Source organism: Cupriavidus pinatubonensis, from assembly GCF_019602855.1.
GTDB lineage: Bacteria > Pseudomonadota > Gammaproteobacteria > Burkholderiales > Burkholderiaceae > Cupriavidus > Cupriavidus pinatubonensis.
The window spans coordinates 1,895,127-1,917,169 of the sequence record NZ_CP080766.1 but is presented as its reverse complement, the minus strand read 5'-3'; the positions used below and the strand labels follow the sequence as shown (position 1 = coordinate 1,917,169).

The 22,043-nt window shown below is 66.8% G+C and carries 23 protein-coding genes and 1 pseudogene; 18 read left to right on the top strand and 6 right to left on the bottom strand.

The window, feature by feature from the left end:
• The first annotated feature begins 12 nt into the window (after positions 1 to 12).
• The 16 genes and pseudogenes from narJ (at position 13) to cobA (ending at position 13,046) form a co-directional block, all read left to right on the top strand.
• Positions 13 to 690, top strand: a complete 678-nt coding sequence (gene narJ, locus K2O51_RS08715) for a nitrate reductase molybdenum cofactor assembly chaperone (RefSeq protein ID WP_140949450.1) — start codon at positions 13 to 15, stop codon at positions 688 to 690.
• 19 nt (positions 691 to 709) lie between these two features.
• Positions 710 to 1,393: a respiratory nitrate reductase subunit gamma gene (narI, locus tag K2O51_RS08710; protein WP_140949449.1), complete on the top strand. Its 684-nt coding sequence runs from the start codon at positions 710 to 712 to the stop codon at positions 1,391 to 1,393.
• A 27-nt stretch (positions 1,394 to 1,420) separates the two neighbouring features.
• Positions 1,421 to 2,173, top strand: coding sequence for a peptidylprolyl isomerase (locus K2O51_RS08705; protein ID WP_011301120.1), 753 nt, complete (start codon positions 1,421 to 1,423; stop codon positions 2,171 to 2,173).
• A gap of 27 nt (positions 2,174 to 2,200) precedes the next feature.
• Entirely contained in the window at positions 2,201 to 2,893 is a 693-nt protein-coding gene (locus tag K2O51_RS08700) for a carbonic anhydrase (protein WP_011301121.1), read from the top strand.
• A gap of 5 nt (positions 2,894 to 2,898) precedes the next feature.
• Positions 2,899 to 3,449: pseudogene (gene mobB / locus K2O51_RS08695) on the top strand (molybdopterin-guanine dinucleotide biosynthesis protein B).
• Positions 3,450 to 3,471: 22 nt separating this feature from the next.
• Positions 3,472 to 3,855: a putative zinc-binding protein gene (locus K2O51_RS08690; RefSeq protein WP_220630080.1), complete on the top strand. Its 384-nt coding sequence runs from the start codon at positions 3,472 to 3,474 to the stop codon at positions 3,853 to 3,855.
• A gap of 182 nt (positions 3,856 to 4,037) precedes the next feature.
• Positions 4,038 to 5,705, top strand: coding sequence for a nitrite reductase (locus tag K2O51_RS08685; protein WP_140949446.1), 1,668 nt, complete (start codon positions 4,038 to 4,040; stop codon positions 5,703 to 5,705).
• 61 nt (positions 5,706 to 5,766) lie between these two features.
• Complete coding sequence (locus K2O51_RS08680) at positions 5,767 to 6,072, top strand: c-type cytochrome (RefSeq protein ID WP_011301125.1); 306 nt, start codon at positions 5,767 to 5,769, stop codon at positions 6,070 to 6,072.
• A gap of 5 nt (positions 6,073 to 6,077) precedes the next feature.
• A complete protein-coding gene (locus tag K2O51_RS08675) occupies positions 6,078 to 6,407 on the top strand; it encodes a c-type cytochrome (RefSeq protein ID WP_011301126.1) in 330 nt (109 codons plus the stop codon).
• Positions 6,353 to 7,594, top strand: a complete 1,242-nt coding sequence (locus K2O51_RS08670) for a cytochrome D1 domain-containing protein (RefSeq protein ID WP_245001792.1) — start codon at positions 6,353 to 6,355, stop codon at positions 7,592 to 7,594. Before K2O51_RS08675 ends, K2O51_RS08670 begins: the two co-directional genes overlap by 55 nt.
• A gap of 11 nt (positions 7,595 to 7,605) precedes the next feature.
• Entirely contained in the window at positions 7,606 to 8,589 is a 984-nt protein-coding gene (gene ahbB, locus K2O51_RS08665) for a siroheme decarboxylase subunit beta (RefSeq protein WP_220630078.1), read from the top strand.
• Entirely contained in the window at positions 8,586 to 9,041 is a 456-nt protein-coding gene (locus K2O51_RS08660) for an Lrp/AsnC family transcriptional regulator (protein WP_220630077.1), read from the top strand. The genes ahbB (K2O51_RS08665) and K2O51_RS08660 overlap by 4 nt, the downstream gene beginning before the upstream one ends.
• Before the next feature lie 6 nt (positions 9,042 to 9,047).
• Entirely contained in the window at positions 9,048 to 9,548 is a 501-nt protein-coding gene (gene ahbB, locus K2O51_RS08655) for a siroheme decarboxylase subunit beta (protein WP_140949443.1), read from the top strand.
• Positions 9,549 to 9,558: 10 nt separating this feature from the next.
• On the top strand, positions 9,559 to 10,722 hold the full coding sequence (nirJ, locus tag K2O51_RS08650; protein ID WP_220630076.1) for a heme d1 biosynthesis radical SAM protein NirJ: 1,164 nt from the start codon (positions 9,559 to 9,561) through the stop codon (positions 10,720 to 10,722).
• Positions 10,719 to 12,230 carry a nitrite reductase gene (locus K2O51_RS08645; RefSeq protein WP_220630075.1) on the top strand — a complete coding sequence of 504 codons (1,512 nt, stop codon included), beginning with the start codon at positions 10,719 to 10,721 and terminating at the stop codon, positions 12,228 to 12,230. Before nirJ ends, K2O51_RS08645 begins: the two co-directional genes overlap by 4 nt.
• Positions 12,231 to 12,260: 30 nt before the next feature.
• Positions 12,261 to 13,046: a uroporphyrinogen-III C-methyltransferase gene (cobA, locus tag K2O51_RS08640; RefSeq protein ID WP_011301133.1), complete on the top strand. Its 786-nt coding sequence runs from the start codon at positions 12,261 to 12,263 to the stop codon at positions 13,044 to 13,046.
• Here cobA and pobA read toward each other — a convergent pair.
• Positions 13,025 to 14,194, bottom strand: a complete 1,170-nt coding sequence (pobA, locus tag K2O51_RS08635; RefSeq protein WP_140949440.1) for a 4-hydroxybenzoate 3-monooxygenase — start codon at positions 14,192 to 14,194, stop codon at positions 13,025 to 13,027. The two genes, cobA and pobA, sit on opposite strands and share 22 nt — an antisense overlap.
• A gap of 124 nt (positions 14,195 to 14,318) precedes the next feature.
• On the opposite strand from pobA, the gene K2O51_RS08630 reads away from it, so the two are divergent.
• A complete protein-coding gene (locus tag K2O51_RS08630; RefSeq protein ID WP_140949439.1) occupies positions 14,319 to 15,206 on the top strand; it encodes a helix-turn-helix domain-containing protein in 888 nt (295 codons plus the stop codon).
• 6 nt (positions 15,207 to 15,212) lie between these two features.
• Here the strand turns inward: K2O51_RS08630 and pcaDC are convergent, their stop codons facing one another.
• The 4 genes from pcaDC to pcaH form a co-directional block, all read right to left on the bottom strand.
• Positions 15,213 to 16,403: a bifunctional 3-oxoadipate enol-lactonase/4-carboxymuconolactone decarboxylase PcaDC gene (pcaDC, locus tag K2O51_RS08625; RefSeq protein ID WP_140949438.1), complete on the bottom strand. Its 1,191-nt coding sequence runs from the start codon at positions 16,401 to 16,403 to the stop codon at positions 15,213 to 15,215.
• Positions 16,404 to 16,439: 36 nt separating this feature from the next.
• Positions 16,440 to 17,798 (bottom strand): 3-carboxy-cis,cis-muconate cycloisomerase, encoded by a 1,359-nt coding sequence (locus K2O51_RS08620; RefSeq protein WP_041680585.1) that lies wholly within the window; start codon positions 17,796 to 17,798, stop codon positions 16,440 to 16,442.
• Between the two features lie 90 nt (positions 17,799 to 17,888).
• On the bottom strand, positions 17,889 to 18,458 hold the full coding sequence (pcaG, locus tag K2O51_RS08615) for a protocatechuate 3,4-dioxygenase subunit alpha (protein WP_011301138.1): 570 nt from the start codon (positions 18,456 to 18,458) through the stop codon (positions 17,889 to 17,891).
• Positions 18,459 to 18,462: 4 nt separating this feature from the next.
• Positions 18,463 to 19,164, bottom strand: coding sequence for a protocatechuate 3,4-dioxygenase subunit beta (gene pcaH, locus K2O51_RS08610; RefSeq protein WP_011301139.1), 702 nt, complete (start codon positions 19,162 to 19,164; stop codon positions 18,463 to 18,465).
• 95 nt (positions 19,165 to 19,259) lie between these two features.
• Between pcaH and K2O51_RS08605 the strand changes: the two genes are divergently transcribed.
• Positions 19,260 to 20,237: a LysR substrate-binding domain-containing protein gene (locus tag K2O51_RS08605; protein WP_011301140.1), complete on the top strand. Its 978-nt coding sequence runs from the start codon at positions 19,260 to 19,262 to the stop codon at positions 20,235 to 20,237.
• On the opposite strand, the gene K2O51_RS08600 is transcribed toward K2O51_RS08605, so the two are convergent.
• Positions 20,231 to 21,604: an MFS transporter gene (locus K2O51_RS08600; RefSeq protein ID WP_220630074.1), complete on the bottom strand. Its 1,374-nt coding sequence runs from the start codon at positions 21,602 to 21,604 to the stop codon at positions 20,231 to 20,233. The genes K2O51_RS08605 and K2O51_RS08600 overlap by 7 nt on opposite strands.
• Positions 21,605 to 22,043: the final 439 nt, after the last annotated feature.

Sequence of the window (22,043 nt, the reverse complement as noted above, 5' to 3'; positions counted from 1 at the left end):
AGGAGAACCAACATGCCCCTCTACCCAGTTCTTAGCGCCCTGCTCTGCTACCCCGACGAAGCACTGCTCGACAGCCTGCCCGAGATCGACGCGGCACTGGCCGAATGGCCGCAGGCGCGCGACATGCTGACGCCGCTGACTTCGCTGCTGCGCAGCGAATCGCTGATTGCACTGCAGGAAAACTACGTCGCCACGTTCGATCGCAACCCGGCCCATTCGCTGCACCTGTTCGAGCACGTCCACGGCGAAAGCCGCGACCGCGGCCAGGCCATGGTCGACCTGATCGAGGAATACCGGCGCGACGGCTTCGAGCCGACCGCGTCCGAACTGCCCGACTACGTGCCGCTGTTCCTCGAGTACCTCGGCGCACTGGCCGCGGATGGAAAGGATGCGCGCGCCGAGCAGTTGCTCGGCGACGCCATCCATGTGCTGGCCGCCGTGGGCGACCGCCTGGCGCGCAACGAAAGCCCGTATGCAAGCGTCTTCGCCGTGCTGCGCACGCTGACCGACGTGCAGCCCGAACCACAAACCGAGCCGCCCGTACGCGACATGGACGAAGCGCTGGAAACCTTCGGCCCCGGTGCGGACGGCGTCGAGCCGCTGCTCGGCCCCGCCACTGGCGCGCAGGCCGTGAAGTTCTATCCGCGTGGCACAACAGCGCAGCGCGCGCCGGTGTCCCCCGTCTGCTAAGCATGCCAAGGTTACGACCATGAACCTGATCAACCAATTCCTCTTCGGCATCTACCCGTACATCGCGCTCGCCATCTTCCTGTTCGGCAGCCTCGCGCGCTTCGAGCGCGAGCAGTACACCTGGAAGACCGACAGCTCGCAGGTGCTGTATCGCGGCAACCTGCGCACGGGCAACATCCTGTTCCACGTCGGCATCCTCGGGCTGTTTTTCGGCCATCTGGCCGGTCTGCTGACGCCCGTGGCAGTGTGGGATGCGCTTGGTGTTTCGCACAGCCTCAAGCAGGCTGTGGCGATGACCGCCGGCGGCGTGATGGGCACCATGTGCCTGGCCGGCCTGCTGATCCTGCTGCATCGCCGCCTGACCAACGCGCGCGTATCGGCAGTGACCCGCACGGGCGACAAGGTATTGCTGTTGTGGCTGCTGGTGACGCTGCTGCTAGGGCTGTCGACCATCTTCGAATCGGCCAGCCATATGGACGGCCACATGATGGTGCAGCTGATGACTTGGGCCCAGCACATCGTCACGCTGCGCGGCGATGCCGCAAGCTTCGTCGCCGAAGCCCCGCTCCTGTTCAAGGTGCACCTGTTCATGGGCATGTCGCTGTTCGTGATCTTCCCGTTCACGCGCCTCGTCCATGTCTGGAGCGGTTTCGCTTCCGTGGGCTATCTCGGCCGCGCGTGGCAACTCGTGCGCAGCCGGTAAGCGCATCCATCAGAACCGGAGAACACCATGCCAGTCACCGTCAATGGCGTAGAACTGACCGATGACGATATCGAACGCGAGATGGACCAACACCGCGATGCGCGCAATCCCGCGCATATGGCCACCGTGTCGGCCATCCTGCGCCGCCTGATGCGCACGGAGGCCGAGCGCCTCGGCATTGCTGGCGGCGACACGGATGACGATGCGCTCGCACTGGCACTGCTCGCGCATGAAGCGCCCGTACCGGACGCGGACGAAAGCAGCTGCCGCCGCCACTACGACAGCCGGCCCGACCGCTTCCGCGAAGGCGAATGGGTCGAGGTCGAGCACATCCTGTTCCAGGTCACGCCGCGCGTGCCGCTCGACGCGCTGCGCGAGGTGGCACTGCAGACGCTGGCGCTGATCAAGGGCGATCCGTCGAGCTTCGCGAGCCATGCGCAGGCGCTGTCGAACTGTCCGAGCGGCGCGGGCGGCGGCAGACTTGGACGCGTGTTCCGTGGCGAGACCGCGCCGGAGTTCGAGCGCGCGGTCTTCTCCGCGCCGGTACAGGGCCTGTTGCCGCAACTGGTCGAGACGCGCTTCGGCCTGCATATCGTACGCGTACTTGACCGCTGCGACGGCACGCGCCTGCCGTTCGACATGGTGCGCGCCGACATCGCCCACGCGCTGACCGCCGCCGCGCGCGACCGTGCCTGGAAGCAGTACGCCAGCCTGCTGATCGGCAGGGCCAGCATCACGGGTATCGAGCTCGAAGGCGCCGACAGCCCGCTGGTGCAGTAGGGAAAACCGTCCCCGGAGGCTTCTGGCATGCACGAGATCGAACGTCTGCTGAAAGGGTTCGAGCGCTTCCAGCAGCATTACTTCGAGGACGAACCCGAGCTTTTCGATACGCTGCGCGACGGCCAGCGTCCGCCGACGCTGCTGATCGGCTGCAGTGATTCGCGTGTCGACCCCGCCCTGCTACTTGGATGCGACCCCGGCGAGCTGTTTACAGTACGCAATATCGGCAACCTGGTGCCGCCATGCACCGGCAACCACGAAGGCAGCCTGCACGGCGTATCCGCCGCCATCCAGTTCGCGGTGGAGCAGTTGCGCGTGGCCCGCATCATCGTGATGGGCCATGCCGGATGCGGCGGGATTCGCGCATTACTGGCGCAACCCGCGGGTGCCGAACACGAAGACGCTGTCGCGGGCAGAGACTTCATCGGGCCGTGGGTGCGGATCGCCAGTTCCGCGAGGCGGCACGTCGACGACACACTGGCCGGCGCGAGCAGCGCGCAACGCCAGCGCGCCTGTGAACAGGCAGCGATTCTCGTGTCGCTAGGCAATCTCGAGACGTTTCCTTTCGTGCGACGCGAGCTGGACCGCGGCCGGCTGACGCTGCACGGCTGGTATTTCGACCTCGAAGCAGGTGCGCTGCTCGCGTACTCGCATCGGGCCGACAGCTTCCTGCCACTCGTATGCCCAATCGGGCGTGGCAACTCATCCGCGAAGAACTGAGGATCATGCAAGGATTCGTTATCGGCATCGCCGGCACGTCTGGCAGCGGCAAGACCACACTTATTACCGCCATGCTGCCCTGGTTCCGTTCACACGGGCTGAGCGTCAACGTGGTCAAGCACAGCCACCATCCGCTGGAACTGGAACCGCCCACCAAGGACAGCGCGCGCTTTCGCGCGGCCGGCGCCAACGAGGTCATGGTGGCGTCACCGTACCGCTATGCCATCGTGCGCGAGCTGCACGGCGAGAAGGAACCCACGCTGCACGAGCAGCTTGCACGCCTGCGCCCGCGGACCTGACGCTGGTGGAAGGCTTCCGCAGCGACGCGATACCGCGCATCGAGGTCTACCGGCCCGCGCATGGCCGCGAGCCCTACTATCCCCGCGATCCGTCCATCCTCGCGCTCGTTACCGACGCACCCACGGATTCCAGGCTGCCGTGCCTGCCGCTGAATGATCCGACGGCCGTGGTGCTGTTCATCCTCGCGCTGCGCGCGAGCCGCCGCTTCGGCCGCGAAGCGCGCCCGGCTCCGCAGCTTGCCGCCGTCGCAGTCTGACCGCGATCCTTTCTCCGTCACCATGTCCCACTCCACCCTGGCCAGCCTGCCGCTGGTCTATGCCTGTTCTGGCTGCTCGAGCGTCGCGCAGCTTGCGAACACCTTCGCGGTCCGGCTCGACCGCAGCGGTGCAGCCGAGATGTCCTGCATCAGCGGCGTCGGCGGCGGCGTGCCCGCGCTGACGCGTGTCGCGCGTTCGGGCCGCCCCATCCTTGCACTCGACGGATGTGCGCTTTCCTGCGTCAAGGCTTGCCTCGCAAGCGTTGACGTCGTGCCCGACCGGCACCTCGTGCTGAACCGGCTTGGCGCCACCAAACGGCAGCACGGCGTATGCACCGAGGCTGAAGAAGCCGAGACGTGGGACGCCGTGCAGCAGGCACTCGCAGAGGTGCGGGGCGCGATGTGATTTTCCGCGTCATGTCCACAATGACTGCAAGGCCATAGGCGGCGGCGCCCGCTGCCGTTGACGACAGTCAACCCGGCACTGCGCAATGTTCACCATGATCTCCATGACCGCCGGCGCAACAAGCATCACGAAAAAATACGGCCGGCATGACAGCTTTCCCCAACTCGCTGAAGAACAGCACTATGAAAGCGAAATCCTGGAGGTTCACTGCGCTTGCGGCATTGCCGCTTACTCTCTGGCTGAGCCACGCCAGCGCAGACACACCGGCAGCCGCATCTGCCACGCCGCCGATGGCAGCGACGCCTACCCTGACACCCACCGAGTTCGACCATGCCCGGCAAATCTACTTCGAGCGCTGCGCCGGCTGCCACGGCGTGCTGCGCAAAGGCGCGACCGGCAAGCCGCTGACGCCCGACATCACGCGTGCGCGCGGCAGCGAGTACCTGAAGACCTTCATCAAGTACGGCAGCCCCGCTGGCATGCCGAACTGGGGCACTTCGGGGGACCTGTCCGACAGCGAGGTCGACCTGATGGCCCGCTATATCCAGCTCGATCCGCCGACACCGCCGGAGTTCTCGCTTGCGGACATCGAGAAGAGCCGCAAGGACATCGTGCCCGTGGCGAAGCGTCCCGCGCGCAAGATGAACCAGTACAACCTGGACAACCTGTTCTCGGTCACGCTGCGCGATGCCGGCGAGGTCGCGCTGATCGACGGCGACAGCAAGAAGATCATCAACATCGTGAAGACCGGCTATGCGGTGCATATTTCGCGCATGTCGGCATCGGGCCGTTACCTGTACGTGATCGGACGCGATGCACGCCTGGACCTGATCGATCTGTGGCTGCCGAAGCCCGACATCGTCGCCGAGGTCAAGATCGGTCTTGAAGCGCGCTCGGTGGAGACGTCCAAGTACAAGGGCTACGAGGACAAGTACGCCGTGGCAGGCTCCTACTGGCCGCCGCAGTACGTGATCATGGAAGGCGACACGCTCAAGCCGCTCAAGGTCGTTTCGACGCGCGGCATGACCGTGGACAACGAGTACCACCCCGAGCCGCGCGTGGCCTCGATCGTCGCGAGCCACTTCCATCCGGAGTTCGTGATCAACGCCAAGGAAACCGGCAAGATCATGATGGTCAACTACGCGGACCTGAACAACCTCAAGACCACGACCATCGACTCCGCCAAGTTCCTGCATGACGGTGGCTTCGATGCAACTGGCCGCTACTTCCTGGTGGCCGCCAATGCCTCGAACAAGATCGCGGTCGTCGATACCAAGGAGGACAAGCTCGCTGCGCTGGTCGACGTGGGCAAGACGCCGCACCCGGGCCGCGGTGCGAACTTCGTCCATCCGAAGTTCGGACCGGTCTGGGCCACGAGCCATCTCGGCGACGAGACCATCAGCCTGATCGGTACCGACCCCGTGAGACACAAGGCGCAGGCATGGAAGGTCGTGCAGACGGTCAAGGGCCAGGGCGGCGGTTCGCTGTTCATCAAGACGCATCCGAAGTCAACCAACCTGTGGGTCGATACGCCGCTGAACCCCGACGCCAAGCTCAACCAGTCGGTGGCCGTATTCGATACGCGCAATCTGGAAGCAGGCTTCCAGGTACTGCCGGTCGCCGAATGGGCCAACCTGAAGGGCGAAGGCGCCAAGCGCGTGGTGCAGGCCGAATACAACAAGGCCGGCGACGAGGTGTGGTTCTCCGTATGGGGCACCAAGGATGGCGAGTCTGCGCTGGTCGTCGTCGATGACAAGACGCGCAAGCTCAAGACGGTGATCAAGGATCCGCGCCTGATCACGCCTACCGGCAAGTTCAACGCCTACAACACGCAGCACGACATCTACTGATCGTGCGTGCGGTGTGGAGCCATGTACGTGGTTCGGCACCACACGCCACCGGAGCCAAGAGATGCAAACCATCCGAATCGCCATCGCCGCGGCCGCCTGTGCGCTGCTTTCCGCGGCTGCGCACGCGAGCCCCGAGCTCGCTGCGAGCAAGGCTTGCATGGCCTGCCACAGCGTCGACAAGAGGCTCGTCGGTCCGGCCTTCAAGGACGTGGCCGCGAAGTACAAGGGCAGCAAGGACGCCGCCGCCCAGCTTTCCGGGTCCATCCTCAAGGGCAGCAGCGGCAAATGGGGGCCGGTACCGATGCCGGCCAACCGTGTTACCGACGCCGAAGCCGACACGCTCGCCAAATGGGTGCTGACGTTGTAGCCGGCATGGCGCGCTGCATCGCGCTCGGCCTGCTGCTCGCCGCAGCGGGCACGTCGGCGGCCCAGCCGCTGCCGGCTCGGCAGGCGGAACTCGCCCGTCTGCTGCGCGATGACTGCGGTGCGTGCCACGGCATGACGCTGCAAGGCGGGCTCGGTTCGCCACTGACGGCCGCCGCGCTTACAGGCAAGCCGCGCGATGGCCTGGTGGCCACCGTGCTGCAGGGCCGCCCCGGCACCGCCATGCCGCCATGGCAACCTTTCATGACGCAGGATGAAGCCCAATGGCTGATCGAACGATTGCAGGCCGGCCAGGCACCAGCCGTTCCGGGCAGGTAGCCCGGATCACACGGCAGGCACTGGAGTGTCTGCTGCCCATTCTCCTGACCGGTGCGTTGCTCGCCGGTTGCGCAACGCCGGCGCGCGGCACTGGCGATCTCGGCGTCATCATCGAACGCGCCGCGGGCCGCATGCAGGTCGTGGAGACCACTGGCATGACGCAGCTTGCGACGGTCGACGGCCTGGGCGATCTGTCGCACGCGAGCGTGGTGTTCTCGCGCGATGGCCGCTTTGCCTACGTCTTCGGGCGCGACGGCGGATTGTCGCGCGTGGACCTTCTGCAAGCGCGCGTCACGCATCGCGTGATGCAGGCTGGCAACAGCATCGGCGGCGCCATTACGCAGGATGGCCGAGTGGTAGCGGCACAGAACTATGCGCCGGGGGGCATCAAGCTGTTCGATGCGGCGACGCTGGAACCCCTGGCAGACATTCCCGCCATTGGCATGGACGGCAAGCGCTCCAAGGTCGTCGGCCTGGCCGACCTGCCGGGCCGGAGGCTCGCCGCCAGCCTGTTCGAATCGGGCGAGATCTGGATCATCGACATCCACCACCCGCGCGAGCCGCAGGTCACGCGGCTGCACGCCGGACGCGACCCGTACGACGGGCTCGTCACGCCGGATGGCCGCTGGTACATCGCGGGCCTATTTGGCCAGGACGGGCTGGCGCTGGTCGACCTGTGGCAGTCTCCGCCCGAGGCGCGGCGCATCCTGTCCGGCTATGGCCGCGGCACCGATCCGCTGCCCGTCTACAAGATGCCGCACCTGCGCGGCTGGGGCATGGCACAGGGCATGGCATGGTTGCCCGCGATCGGACGGCACGAGGTGCTCGTCGCCGACGCTGCGCAAGGCTGGAAGGAATCCGCACGCGTTGCGCTGGCCGGCCAGCCGGTGTTTGTCATGGCGCGCCCGGATGGCCGGCAGGTCTGGGTCAACTTCGCCTTCCCGCACAACGACACGGTGCAGGTCATCGACACCGCGACGCGGCGGGTCGTGCGGACCATGCGCCCGTGCCGCGGCGTGCTGCACATGGAATTCACGCCCAAGGGCGAAGCCGTGTGGCTGTCGTGCCGCGACGACAACCGCGTGGAGGTCTACGACACAGCCACCTTCGCGCGGCTCGCTACGCTGCCGGCCGATAACCCGAGCGGCATCTTCTTCACGGTGCGCGCCCAGCGCTTCGGCATGTAACGATTGCAACCATGTACGACGAAGCCATGCTCTACGACCGGATCCAGCGCGACCTGCCGCTGCATCCGCGCCCATACCGCCAACTGGCCGGTGAACTGGGCCTTTGCGAACACGACCTGCTGAGCCTGCTCGCCCGCGATCTTGGCACCGGACGCATCAGCCGCATTGGCGCGGTGTTCGCGCCGAATGTGATCGGCGTCAGCTCGCTTGGCGCACTGGCCGTCGAACCCGCGCAGCTGGACCGCGTCGCGGCGTGCGTGAGCACCTGCAGCGCGATCAGCCACAACTACGCACGGCGCGGACATCGCCACAACCTGTGGTTCGTCGCGGGCGCGCGCGACCGCGATGCGCTCGACGCAGTGTTCGCCGACATCGCAGCCAGGACCGGCCTGACCCCTCTGGACCTGCCGATGGAGCGCGAGTATCACATCGACCTTGGCTTTTCGCTGCGCGATAGCGGTTCCCGCCAGCCGCGCCGCGCCACCAGGACGCCGGGCCCGGTGCAGCCGGATGCCGACGACTGGCGGCTGATCGCAGCGCTCGAATCGGGCCTACCGCTGGCGCCGCAGCCATTCCACGCGCTCGCGCTGCGTACGCGCATTCCACTGGATCGCATCCTCGAACGGCTCGCGCACTGGTGCGAAAGCGGTGTAATCCGCCGGCTCGGGGTGGTCCTGCACCACGGCCGCTTCGGCTACCAGCACAACGCCATGTCCGTCTGGGATGTGCCAGACAGCCGCGTCGACGCACTTGGCATCCGCCTTTCGCGCATGCCGGGCGTGACGCTCTGCTATCGCCGCACACGCAGCGCTCCCGACTGGCCGTACAACCTCTTCGCGATGGTTCACGCGCGCGACGCGCAAGCATCGCGCGAAGCGCTGGCACGCATCAACGAGCAGGTAGGACTCAGCCAGCTACCGGGCGCCGTCCTTGTCGGCACGCGCTGCTACAAGCAGCGCAACACACGCTACGCGCCGCAGCAGGAGCCGTCATGACCTTCGTCCCCGATGCGCTCGACCGCCGCATCATCAACACCCTGCAGCACGGACTGGCGCTGACACCGCGGCCGTATGCCGATGCGGCCGAAGCCCTGCAAGTTGATGAGGCCACACTGCTCGCGCGCCTGCAGGCGCTGCTGGACGCCGGAATCCTGACGCGCTTCGGGCCGCTGTACCAGATCGAGCGCGCGGGCGGCCGCTTCGTGCTGTGCGCGTGCCACGCGCCGGAAGACAGGCTTGACGCCGTGATCGACGCGATCAACGCGCACCCGGAAGTGGCGCACCACTACGCACGCTCGCATCACCTGAACCTGTGGTTCGTGCTTGCGGTGCAGCGTGCCGAGGATGTGAGCCCCGCCTTGCAGCGCATCGGCCGCGATGCGGGCGTGGAGATCCTTCCGTTCCCGAAGGAACGCGAGTACTTCGTCAACCTCTACCTGCCCGCGTGAATCGCCATGGAACCTTACGCGCACGATGCCATCGACCTTGCGCTGATCCGCGCGACGCAGGGCGGCCTTCCGCTTGTCAGCTCGCCCTATGCCGCCGTTGGTACGCAGCTTGGCATCGATGAAGCCGAGGTCATTGCCCGCCTGACGGCAATGCAGGCAAACGGCACGCTGCGCCGCATCGCGGCAGTACCGAACCACTATGCGCTGGGCTGGCGTGCCAACGGCATGACTGTGTGGGATGTGGACGACGCCTGCATCGACGCGCTGGGCGAGCAGGTCGGTGCACTGCCATTCGTGAGCCACTGCTACCGGCGCCCGCGCAACCTGCCGCTGTGGCCGTACAACCTCTTCGCCATGGCGCATGCCCGCACGCGGGAAGAGGCGTTACCGCTCGTGGCGCGCATTGCGCAGTTGCTCGGTGACGCCTGCCGCGCGCACGACGTGTTGTGGTCCACGCGCATCCTCAAGAAGACCGGCCTGCGCCTGCCACCGGCCCGTACCGAGTAAGGGAGTCATCATGTTCCGCCTGTCCCGATTCATGGAAGCGCTGCGCGATGGCGGTCCCTTGCCCGCGCCGCGCAAGCCGGCCGGCCCGGTCGTCATCTGGAACTTGATCCGGCGCTGCAACCTCAACTGCAAGCATTGCTATTCGACCTCCGCCGACACCAACTTCAAGGGCGAACTGACTACGGCTGAAGCGCTGGATGTGCTCGGGCAGCTCAAGGCAGCGCATGCCCCCGCGCTGATCCTGTCCGGCGGCGAGCCGCTGCTGCGCGAGGATCTGTACACGATTGCAGCGCGCGCGCGAGAGATGGGCTTCCACTTGTCGCTGTCGTCGAACGGCACATTGCTCGATGCCGCGCACGCCGCGCGGCTAGCCGAGGGCGGCTTCGACTATGTCGGCGTCAGCCTCGACGGCATGCAGGACACACACGACCGCTTCCGCCGCAGCGGCGATGCTTTCCGCCGTGCAATCGCCGGCCTGCGCGCGGCGCGCAGCGCTGGCCTGCGGGTAGGCGTGCGCATGACGCTGACCGAAGAGAACGCGAACGAACTGCCGGCGGTGGTGGCCTTTACCGAAGCGGAAGGCATCGACAAGTTCTACCTGTCGCACTTCAACTACGCGGGGCGCGGCCGCAGCCACCGTGGCGACGACGCGCGTCACGCGGCCACGCGCGCCGCGCTTGACTGGCTGTTTGACCACGTCTGGGAGCGCGCGCGCCAGGGCCATGCCGGGGACTTCGTCACCGGCAATAACGATGCAGACGGCGTCTACCTGCTGCACTGGATCGCGCGGCACCAGCCGCACCGGCTGGCCGACATGCGCCGGCGGCTTGTGAACTGGGGCGGCAATGCGACCGGCGTTGGCGTGGCCAATATCGACAACCTCGGCAACGTCCACCCCGACACGATGTGGTGGCACGTCACGCTCGGTAATGTGCGCGAGCGCGCGTTCGGCGATATCTGGGCCGACCGCAGCGATCCGCTCATGGCAGGCCTGGCGGCATCGCCGCGTCCGCTGCAAGGGCGCTGCGCGAACTGCGCGCAGGTGGATATTTGCAACGGCAATACGCGTGTGCGCGCGGCCGCGGTGACCGGCAATCCATGGGCGCAAGACCCCGGCTGCTACCTGACCGACGAGGAGCTTGCCATGCCGCTCGGAGCGGAGGTCGCCGCATGAACCGCTTCCTGCAATGGCTGGCGGCGTACGTGCTCGCAGGCGTGTGCCAGACGGCGGCCATAGGCGGGCAAGCGGCCACCGTCGACGCCGCCGCGCTATACGGACAGCATTGCGCCGCATGCCACGGCGCCGACCGTCTTGGCGCGATGGGCCCCGCGCTGCTGCCCGAGAGCCTGGAGCGCCTGCGCCCGGCCGAGCTGGCCACGGTGCTGCGCGAAGGCCGGGCGGCTACGCAGATGCCGGGTTTTGCGGGCCAGCTCGACAACGCCAAACTGACGGACCTCGCCGCATGGTTGCGCACCGGGCCCGCGACCTCGCGGCCGTGGGCTGCCGCCGACATCCGCGTTAGTCATATCGTGTACCCCGCGACGGATAGCCTTCCCGCCACGCCCGTGTTCAAGGCCGACCCGGCCAACCTGTTTCTCGTCGTGGAAGCCGGCAGCCATCATATCAGCGTGCTCGATGGCGACCGCCTCGAGCCGATCCACCGCTTCCGCACGCGTTTCGCGCTACATGGCGGCCCGAAGTTCAGCCAGGACGGCCGCTATGTGTTCATGGCTAGCCGCGATGGCTGGGTCAGCAAGTACGACCTGTGGAACCTGACCTTCACGGCGGAGATCCGCGTCGGCCTGAACACGCGCAATGTGGCCGTCAGCGATGATGGCAAGTGGGTGCTGGCCGGCAACACCTTGCCGCAGACGCTGGTGCTTCTGCGCGCCGACGACCTGGCGCTGGCCGCGGTCATCGACGTCAAAGGCCGGAACGGCCGGGCGTCGCGGGTATCGGCCGTTTATGATGCCGCGCCGCGGCACAGCTTCATCGTCGCGCTCAAGGACATTCCGGAGGTCTGGGAGATCCCTTACGTCAGCATGAAAGCCGGCACCGCGCCCGCAACGAGGATGATCGCGCTGGACGACGTACTCGACGACTTCTACTTCGACCAGTCATACCGGCACATCCTGGGCGCATCGCGGGATGGCGGCGGGCAGGTCGTCGACCTCGCGCATGGCCGCAAGGTGGCCGGCCTGGCGCTGTCGGGCATGCCACATCTCGGCAGCGGCATCACGTGGGTGCGCGACGGTCACGAGGTCATGGCGTCGCCCAACCTGAAGCAAGGCAGCATCAGCGTGATCGACATGCAGAGCTGGCAGACCGTTGCCACGGTGCCGACCAACGGGCCGGGCTTCTTCCTGCGCAGCCACGAGAACACGCCCTATGCCTGGGCCGATGCCATGATGAGCCCGAAGCGCGACACGCTGCAGCTGATCGACAAGCAGACGCTGGCCGTGGCCGGCAGCGTGACGCCGAGCCCGGGCCGCACCGCCGCCCATGTGGAATTCACGCGCGACGGCCGCTATGCGCTGGTCAGCGTGATGGAGCGCGATGGCGCCATCGTGGTGTACGACGCGCGCACGGTGCGCGAGGTCAAGCGCATCCCGATGGACAAGCCCATCGGCAAGTACAACGTATTCAACAAGACCACTCGCTCGTCCGGCACCAGCCACTGACGCTCGCCACGAAAGATAAATGGACTCCCCATGAACCCTCCCCTCAAGCCCGGCAAGGTATGGCTGGTCGGCGCCGGCCCCGGCAGCCCCGAACTCGTCACGGTGCGCGCGGCACGCGTGCTGGAGCGCGCGCAGGTCTGGCTCGTGGATGACCTGGTGTCGCCGGAGATGACCTGCTATGCCAGCCCGGGCACGCACGTGGAATGGGTCGGCAAGCGCGGCGGACGCTGCTCGGTGAGCCAGGACCGCATCCTGCAACTGACGCTGATGCATGCCATGGCCGGCAAGGAGGTCGCGCGCGTGAAGGGCGGCGATCCGCTGCTGTTCGGGCGCGGCGCCGAGGAATCGGCATTTCTGCGCGCGCATGGTGTGCCGGTCGAGGTCGTCAATGGCATCAGCAGCGGACAGGCCGCCGCGCAGGCGCTGGGCGTGGCGCTGACGCACCGCGCGCACTGCCATGGCGTGAGTTTAGTGACCGCGCACACGAGTGATCACGGCAGCCCTGACTGGGGCGCGCTGGCGCGCAGCGGCACGACGCTGGTGATCTACATGGGTATGAGCCGGCTCGCGGCAATCCGCGATGCGCTGCTGGCGGCAAACATGCTGCCCGGCACGCTCGCGGCAGTCGTCATGCACGCAGGCGGCAACGGGCAGCGGTGCTGGACCGGCACGCTTGCCACGCTGGGCGAAGCGCTCGACGCGGGGCTGGCCAGTCCCGCGGTGATCATGGTCGGCGCGGTGCTGTCCGACGCATTGGCGCCGGTGCATGCGCCGGTGCATGAAGAGCCAGCGCCTCAGTACGGCAGCCCGACGTAATTCTCGGCCAGCGCCTTGCAGGCGGCTTCGGAGCTGACCAGGAAATCAAGCTCGGCTTGCTGGATGCGGGCCGAGAACGCGTCGGCATCGGGGAACCGGTGCAGCAGCGAGGTCATCCACCATGAGAAGCGCTCGGCCTTCCAGATGCGGCGCAGGCATTTCTCCGAATAGCTGTCGAGTTCCCGCACATCGTCCTGCTGATAGCGCGCCGTGAGCGCGTCGGCGAGGTACAGCACATCGCTGGCCGCGAGGTTCAGGCCCTTGGCGCCGGTCGGCGGGACGATATGTGCGGCATCGCCGGCCAGGAACAGGCGGCCGAAACGCATCGGCTCGCACACGAAGCTGCGCAGCGGGGCGATGCTCTTTTCGATAGAGGGTCCGGTCACGAGCGACTCGGCGGCTTGCGGATCCAGCCGGCTGCGCAGTTCATCCCAGAAGCGTTCGTCCGACCAGTCCTCCACGCGCTCGGTCGACGGCACCTGCACGTAGTAGCGGCTGCGCGCCTTGGACCGCATGCTGCACAGTGCGAAGCCGCGTTCGTGGCTGGCGTAGATCAGCTCGTCGGCGACAGGCGGCGTGTCCGACAGGATGCCCAGCCAGCCGAACGGATAGACGCGTTCGAACAGCTGCGTCGACGTCGCGGGCACACTCTGGCGGCTGACACCGTGGAAGCCATCGCAGCCCGCGATATAGTCGCATTCGATTTCATGCGTGGCGCCGTCCTTACGGTAGCGCACCAAGGGCCGCGTGCCGTCGAAGCCGTGCAGACTCACGTCGGCGGCTTCGTAGATGGTCGTGGTGCCCTCCGCCTGGCGCGCGGCCATCAGGTCGCGCGTGACTTCGGTCTGGCCATACACCGTCACCGTTCGGCCCGTCAGCGCTTGCAGGTCGATGCGATGGCGCTGGCCGTTGAACGACAGTTCGATGCCCGCATGCGGCAGGCCTTCGTCATGCAGCCGTGCGGCAACGCCCGCACGTTCCAGTGCGTCCACGGTGACGCTTTCGAGGATGCCGGCGCGGATGCGGCCCAGTACGTACTCGGGGCTGCGTTGTTCCACGATGATGTTGTCGATGCCCGCGCGGCTGAGCAATTGTCCGAGCAGAAGACCGGCGGGGCCGGCGCCGATGATGGCTACCTGGGTGCGCATGGCTTTGTCTCCGTAAGCGTTGTTCTGATGGGAGAAAAGATAGCGGCCGGGGTGGCTTTCCGGAATGGACAGACCGAACCAAGAACAGGACAATTCGAACATTACTGGTAAACACTAACCCGCCGTGAAATCCGTCCCGACTTACTCGCTGTACGGCGCCAGTTCTTCAGAGCCGCTACTGGATCAGCTGCATTTTGAATCGATTGCGCAGCGCAGCAAGCTGCACGGCTGGGAGATCCAGCCGCACCGGCACGAGCGCTTCCTGCAAATTTTGTACATCCATGCGGGCGGCGGGGAAGCCTTGCTCGAGGGCGGGCGCGAAGCGTTGCGCGGCGGCTCGCTGGTCACCGTGCCGCCGCAGCATATCCATGGCTTCATGTTCCGGCCCGATACCGATGGCATCGTCGTGACCATGACGGACAGCCACCTGCGCACACTGGTGGCCGGTGTGCCCGATACCCTGCCGCTGTTCGAGCGCCCGCGCCACGACCGCGTGCGGCGCGACGACCCGCTGGCCGATGCGCTGTCACTGTTCAGGGGAGAAATGGAAAGCGTGTCCGCGTGGCGCGGTGCCGCGCTGTCCGCTCTGCTGACCGTGGTGCTGATCGGCATCGCTCGTCTAGCGGACGCGTCGGCGCCCGCCGCGGCGCGCAGCAACAGCCGGCCTGCGCGGCACTTCCAGCAGTTCCAGCAATTGCTGGAGTCCGGCTACCGCGAGCAAAGGGAGATTGGCGACTACGCCAGCGACATCGGCATCACGGGCACGCAGCTCAACCGTATCTGCAGGCAGATGGCGGGGCAGTCGGCGCTGCAGATGGTCCACGCCAGGGTGCTGGCGCAGGCGCAGCGCGATCTGCTGTTCAGCGACCTCGAGGTCAAGCACATTGCGCTGTCGCTCGGCTTTGCCGATGCGGCGTATTTCTCACGCTTCTTCGCGAAGCAGGTCGGGCAGACGCCGACCGAGTTCCGGCAGTCGGGGCGCGCCCGGCTGCCGGCATTTGCAACGCGATAGGATGGATCAGGCCTGCGGCCGGCGGTTGGCCTCGTCGATGGCGGCGAACACTTCCTCGGCCATATGGAAGGCCGAGTTCGCAGCCGGCACGCCGCAGTAGATGGCGGTCTGCAGTAGCACTTCCTTGATCTCGTCGCGCGTCACGCCGTTGTTGGCGGCGGCGCGCAAGTGCAGCTTCAGTTCGTCGGAGCGGTTCAGCGCCACCATCATCGCAATGGTCAGCAGGCTGCGCGTGTGCCGCGGCAGCCCTTCGCGCGTCCAGATCTCGCCCCATGCATAGCGGGTGATCAGGTTCTGGAATTCCTCATTGAGCGGTGTCAGGCGCGCGATCGAGCGATCGACGTGGTCGCTGCCGAGTACGTCGCGCCGTACGGACAGGCCTGCATCATAGCGGGCGTGATCATCGGTGACCGGCAGGCGGCCGACGATGAAATCAAGTAGCGCGGCAGTAAAGCGGCCCGGCTGTTCGAAGTTGGAGATGTGTGCGGCAGGCAATTCGACGAAGCGCGCATCGGGAATCGCGGCGGCAAGCTCGCGGCCTTCCTGCGCGGACGTGGATGGATCGTCGCTGCCCGCGATCACCAGTACGGGCACGCGGATCGTGCGTACGGCATCGCGGAAATCCGCGTCGCGCACCGCGGCGCAGTTGGCGGCATAGCCGCGCGGATCGAGTCCGCCCAGCACTGTGAGCAGCGGGTCGATGGCTCGGCTTGCCGTGGCGGCAAAGCCCGGGGTGAACCAGCGTTCGATGGAAGGCGCCACCATGGGGCGCATGCCGTTGCGCAGCACGCCTTCGATGCGCGAGTTCCAGCCATCCGCATTGCCAATTTTCGCGGCGGTGTTGGCAAGCACGATCTTCGGGAAGCGCTCGGGCGCATGCACGCCCAGCCACATGCCGGTCAGGCCGCCCATCGACACGCCGCAGAACACCGCCTGCGCGATGCCGAGCGCCTCCAGGATAGCGATGGCATCGCCGCCAAGCTGATCCATGGTGAAGGCGTCGCCCGGCGCGGTGGAACGGCCATGGCCGCGCGTGTCGTAGCGCACCACGCGGAAGCGTCCGGCCAGGGCGTCCGCCTGCGGCTGCCACATGGTGTGGTCAGTGCCGAGCGAGTTGGAGAAGAGGATGGCCGGCGCGTTGTCGGGGCCGTCCACGGTGTAGTAAAGCCGGGCGCCGGCATGGTCGAGGTAAGGCAATGCGGTCTCCTGGAAACCTTGGGGGGCGTGTTGTGTTCAGCGCTGCTGCCGCTGCGCCAGCGACGCATGCCAGGCCTGCACGGCGGCATCGGCGAATGCAGCGGACTGGCCGGCGTAGTTGGCCGGATCCGCCAGTCTGTCGAGCGCGGCATCGTCAAGCAGACTGGCGTGCGACGGATTCTCGGCAAGCGTCTGTGCCAGCGCATCGCGCAACGTGGTGCCTTGCGCCACCGCGCGGCGCGATGCGCGCTCGACCACATGGTGCGCTTCGAGCCGGCCGATGCGGCCGCCGAGTTCGAGCATGGCCGCCTCGCCGAGGATCAGGCCATGCGTCATGTCGAGATTGGCGCGCATGCGCGCGGCGTCGACCTGCAGGCCCGAGACCACCTCGCCCATCTGGCGCAAGGCGCCGGCGGCAAGCGCGACGACCTGCGGCAGCGTGTCCCACTCGGCCTGCCAGCCGCCGAGCGCGCGTTCGTGTTCCTGCACCATGCCCGACAGCATCGTCGCGACCAGCGGCGGCACACGTACCGCCGCGGTCAGCACGGCGGCGCAGCCGACCGGGTTGCGCTTGTGCGGCATGGTGCTTGAGCCACCGCGGCCGGGGCCGGATGGCTCGGCCACTTCCGCGACTTCGGTCTGCATCATCAGCGAGATATCGCGCGCCATCTTGCCGAGCGTGCCGGTGAGCATGCCCAGCGCGGTCGCAGTTTCCACGAGTCGGTCGCGATGCGCGTGCCACGGCAGCGCGGGCAACTCCAGGTTCAGTTCACTGACCAACGCACGCGCCACGTCCGGCGCGGACTTGCCGAGGCTCGCGAGTGTGCCGGCTGCGCCGCCGAACTGCAGCGCTTGGCTATGATCGCGTGCAGCATCGAGACGGCGCAGGTCTCGGCGCAGTGCATCGAGCCAGCCCGCAGCCTTCAGGCCGAACGTCGTTGGCAACGCGTGCTGCAGCCACGTGCGGCCGACCATCGGCGTGTCGCGATGCGACGTGGCCTGGCCGGCGCAGGCATTGCCAAGCGCGAGCAATGCCGCCTGAAGCTGCGGCAGGGCCTCGCCAAGCTGCAGCACCAGTGCGGTGTCGATGATGTCCTGGCTGGTGGCGCCCCAGTGCACGAAGCGCGCAGCCTCGGCATCGCGCGCCGCCACGGCGGCAGTGAGCTGCTTGACGAAGGGAATGGCGAGATTGCCCGCTGAAACGGCGGCCTGGGCCAAGGCATCGAGATCGATGACTGAGACGTCCGAACAGACTTCGGAGATGACAGTGGCCGCGGCGACGGGAATCACGCCGCAATGTGATTCGGCGCGGGCCAGTGCCGCTTCGACGGCAAGCATGCAGCGCACGGTGCCGGTATTGGAGAAGATCTCCAGCACCGCCGGGCTGCCGAACATCGGATCGGTAAGGCGGGTCGAGCTTGGCATTGGGGGGCGTAGTGGGTGTGCCGTCACGACATTGGCGACGGCACGATTATGCGCGCAGCGTCAGATATCGAAGAACACCGTCTCACCCGCCCCCTGCAGCACCACGTCCCAACGCAGCGTGCCATTACCTTGCGCGGTAGCGATCAGCGTGCCGCGGCGCTCCGCCGGCACCAGTGCCAGCACGCCGTCGGCGGCATTGGCAGCGGTCTCGTCCGGGAAGTAGACGCGCGTGGCCACGTGCTTGACCAGGCCGCGCATAAACACCGACACCATGATGTGCGGCGCCTGCGGCTTGCCGTCCGCGCCCGGCACCACGCCCGGCTTCACGGTGACGAAGCGGAACGAGCCGTCCTCGGCGGTCGGCACGCGGCCGAAGCCGGTGAAGCCGGCAACCAGCGGCAGTTCGCGCGCATCTTCGGCATGGCGGTAGCGGCCGGCCGGGTTGGCTTGCCAGATCTCGACCATGCCGTCGGGCACGGGCGCGCCGGTGCCGTCGACGACGCGGCCTTCGATGACGATGCGCTGGCCGGCCAGTTCCGGTGCGTCAGCGGTGAGGTCGGCGCAGTTCAGGCCGGTCAGGCCGATATGCAGGTAAGGGCCGACAGTTTGCGAAGCGGTGGCGTACAGCATGCTCTTACTCCATCGGCGTGGCATCGCGGCCACGCAGGACGATATCGAAACGGTAACCGAGCGCGTACTCGGGCTGCGTGGTTTCCCAGTCAAAGGTCGAGATCAGGCGGTTGCGCGCTTTCTCGTCGGGCACGCAGTTAAAGATCGGGTCGAACGCCAGCAGCGGGTCGCCGGGGAAGTACATCTGCGTGACCAGGCGCGTCGCGTAGGCGTTACCGAACAGCGAGAAGTGGATATGCTGCGGCCGCCAGGCGTTGTGGTGATTGCGCCAGGGATACGCACCGGGCTTGATGGTCTTGAACTGGTAGCGGCCGTTGGCATCGGTGACGGTGCGGCCTTCGCCCGAGAAATGCGGGTCGAGCGGCGCGTCATGCTGGTCGCGCTTGTGCGTGTAGCGGCCCGCTGCGTTGGCCTGCCAGACCTCGATCAGCGCGTTCGGGACCGGACGGCCGTTCTCGTCCAGCACGCGGCCCGTCACCAGGATGCGCTCGCCGAGCGGATCGCCGCCATTGCCAATCGTCAGGTCGTTGTCGCCGGCGCGCACGAACTCGGCGCCAAACGTGGGGCCGGTCACTTCGGACAGCGACTGCGGAATCTGCACCAGCGGCAGCGCCGGCGAGCGCAGTACCGTCGAGGCATAGGGGTCGAAACGGTACTCGGGTTGGGTGTCCCAATAGGGGCGACGGTACTGGGCGAGGCGCTGCATGCTTCGTCTCCGTGTTGTAAGGGGGTGGAATGACTTTAAGACACACCCAAAGTCATGTAAATTGAGTTATTGAGCGATTACGATGAATTTTCGATATGGAACGGCAAGAGCAGGCCGCGCAGGACATCTTCCGTAACCGCGTGCGGCTGCGGCATCTCTATTGCTTCGTCGCGGTCTCGCAAACCCAGCATCTGGGCCGCGCCGCGGACCGCCTCGGGCTGACACAGCCAGCGGTTTCCAAGACCCTGAGCGAACTGGAAGAACTGGCCGGCACGCGGCTGCTCGTACGGCAGCGCGCCGGCACCGAGCTGACCACTGCGGGCACGCGTTTCCTGCAGCATGCGCTGCGCATCCTGGCCGATATTGACGCCGCCGCCGGCAGCGTCACGGGCGAAAGCGCGAAGACGCATGAACGTATCCGCCTCGGCGCGCTGCCGAGCGTGGTGCCGGCCGTGCTGACCGATGCCGTGCTGCGCTTTCGCGCCACGTATCCGGAGGTCGGGCTGGATGTGCGTACCGGCATGAATCGCAACCTGATCGACCAGCTCAAGGCCGACGTGCTCGATCTCGTGATCGGCCGCATGGACGATCCGGTCGCGATGGAAAGCCTGTGGTTCGAGTCGCTGGGGCCCGATTCGCTGGTGTTGGCGGTGCGGCCCGGGCATGCGCTGACGAAGGATTCGCGCCCGACGCTGATCGATTGCCTCGCGTGGCCGCTGGTCATTGCTGCCGCGGGGTCGATTCCGCGGCACAACACCGAAAGCCTGCTGGCTCGCCACGGCCTGCGCCTGCCGGATGGCTGCGTGGAGACGTCCGATGCGTATCTGGGGCGCCTGCTGGCGGAACAGAGCGACTGCGTCTGGGCCGCACCGATGTCGGCCACGCGACGCGCCATGGATGAAGGCGGGCTGGTAGCACTGCCCATCGACACCCTCGGCACCGAAGAGCCGGTTGGCCTGCTGCGGCACAAGGACCGCACTCTCACGCCGATGGCCGAGGCGCTGGCCGATTGCATCCGGGCGGCGGCGCATCCCGATGCCCCGCGTCGCGGACAACCGCTCCCGTCTCAGTGAGTGGCCACGGGCCGGCCACCCGTCTCGGTGGTCCCTGCCGGACGGCCGCCGAAGTGTTTCACCATCAGCGCAATCGCTGCCAGGAACGCCGGCACCGCAAGCAACGTGAAGATCATGTCGAAGCCCAGCTGCCGGCGCAGCAGTTCCGCACCGAGCAGCGCGCCGGTGATGCCGCCGAAGCGGCCGATGCCGAGCATCCACGCCACGCCGGTCGCACGGCCCTGCGTGGGATAGAACGCCGCGGCGAGCGACGGCATCGACGACTGGGCACCATTCATTGCCGTGCCGGCCAGGAAGATCAGTACGCCGAGCAGCACCTGGCTGCCGGTGCCCTGCCCGACCGCGTAGATCAGCACGCCTGTCGCGGCATACGTCAACGCAATGACCTTGTTCGGATTGAAGCGGTCCATGAACCAGCCAGCGGCGATGGTGCCGATGCCGCCGCCGAGCGGGAACAGCGCGGTCAGGAACGAGGCACGCTCGATCGTGAAGCCCGCGTCCTTCATCAGCGTGGGCATCCAGCTCGTCAGCAGGTAGAAGATGACGAGACCCATGAAGTAGGTGCTCCACAGCATGGCCGAGCCCAGGCGATAGCCGGGCGACAGCACCGTGCCGATGGGCGAGCGCGTGGCCGGGGCCTGCTCGCCGATGACATAGCCGGTCGCCGTGGTGGCCGCACCCGTGACCCGCTGCAGCACCTTGCCGATCTGTTCGACCGGGTAGCTGCGCAGCACCATGTACCGCACCGATTCCGGCAGCAGGAACACCAGCAGCACGGCCAGCACGACCGGCAGCACGCCGCCGAGCAGCAGCACACTGTGCCAGCCGTAGTGCGGAATCATCGCCGCCGCGACAAAGCCGCCCACGGCGGAACCGAGCGGAAAACCGCAGAACATGGTGTTGACCAGCACGGCGCGGCGGCGCTGCGGAGCGAATTCGGAGGTCAGCGTCACCGCGTTCGGCATGGCGGCACCAAGGCCGAGCCCGGTCAGGAAGCGCAGCGCCGTCAGCCAGCCAAGGCTTGGCGCGAAGGCTGTGGCCACGCTGCACAGGCCGAAGAAGAACACCGAAAGCACCAGCACGCGCTTGCGGCCGACGCGGTCAGCGAGCGGACCGGCGAAGATGGCGCCGAAGGCCAGGCCGAACAGCGCGGCGCTCATGACGGGGCCGAGTTCCGACTTCTGGATACCCCAGTCCTGCACCAGCGCCGGCGCGATATAGCCAATGGCCGCTGTGTCGAAACCATCGACCGCAACGATCAGGAAGCACAGGATCAGGATCAGCCACTGGTAGCCGGTGAACGGCCGCTCGTCGATCAGAGCCTGGACGTCGATGACGTCGCCTTTGGCGGGTTGGGGCTGGGGCACGGTTTGTCTCCGTTTGATTCAGGAAATCGGCTCGGCCGCTGTCTCGGCAGCCCGCCATTTGTTCTTATAGCGAACCGAGGTTCGTTAATGGAACCGATCTTAGGTGCGAGGGCTCGGAGCCAAGAATCCGGGTTAACCCGTCGCGCGGGCGCGTCGTGGACAGCCACCCGGAGAGTGGATTACGCTGGAGCGAAGTGCAAATTCGAGGAAAACTTGTGCACGCGGGATACACGCCGCAGCAGCGCGGCAGAATTTGCTGCACACACGCAATTTATTGCCGTCGTGCGATCGCAGCGTTGCCGGTACATGCCTAAATTTCATGGAAATAACGCCAGATGTTATTTTCCATGCCATGACGTATTGCTTAGGATGCGCTAAGCAAGGGTCCATGCGACCGCAGTGCGCCAAGGGCAGCATCAGGCGCGGCCGGCCGCGAGGG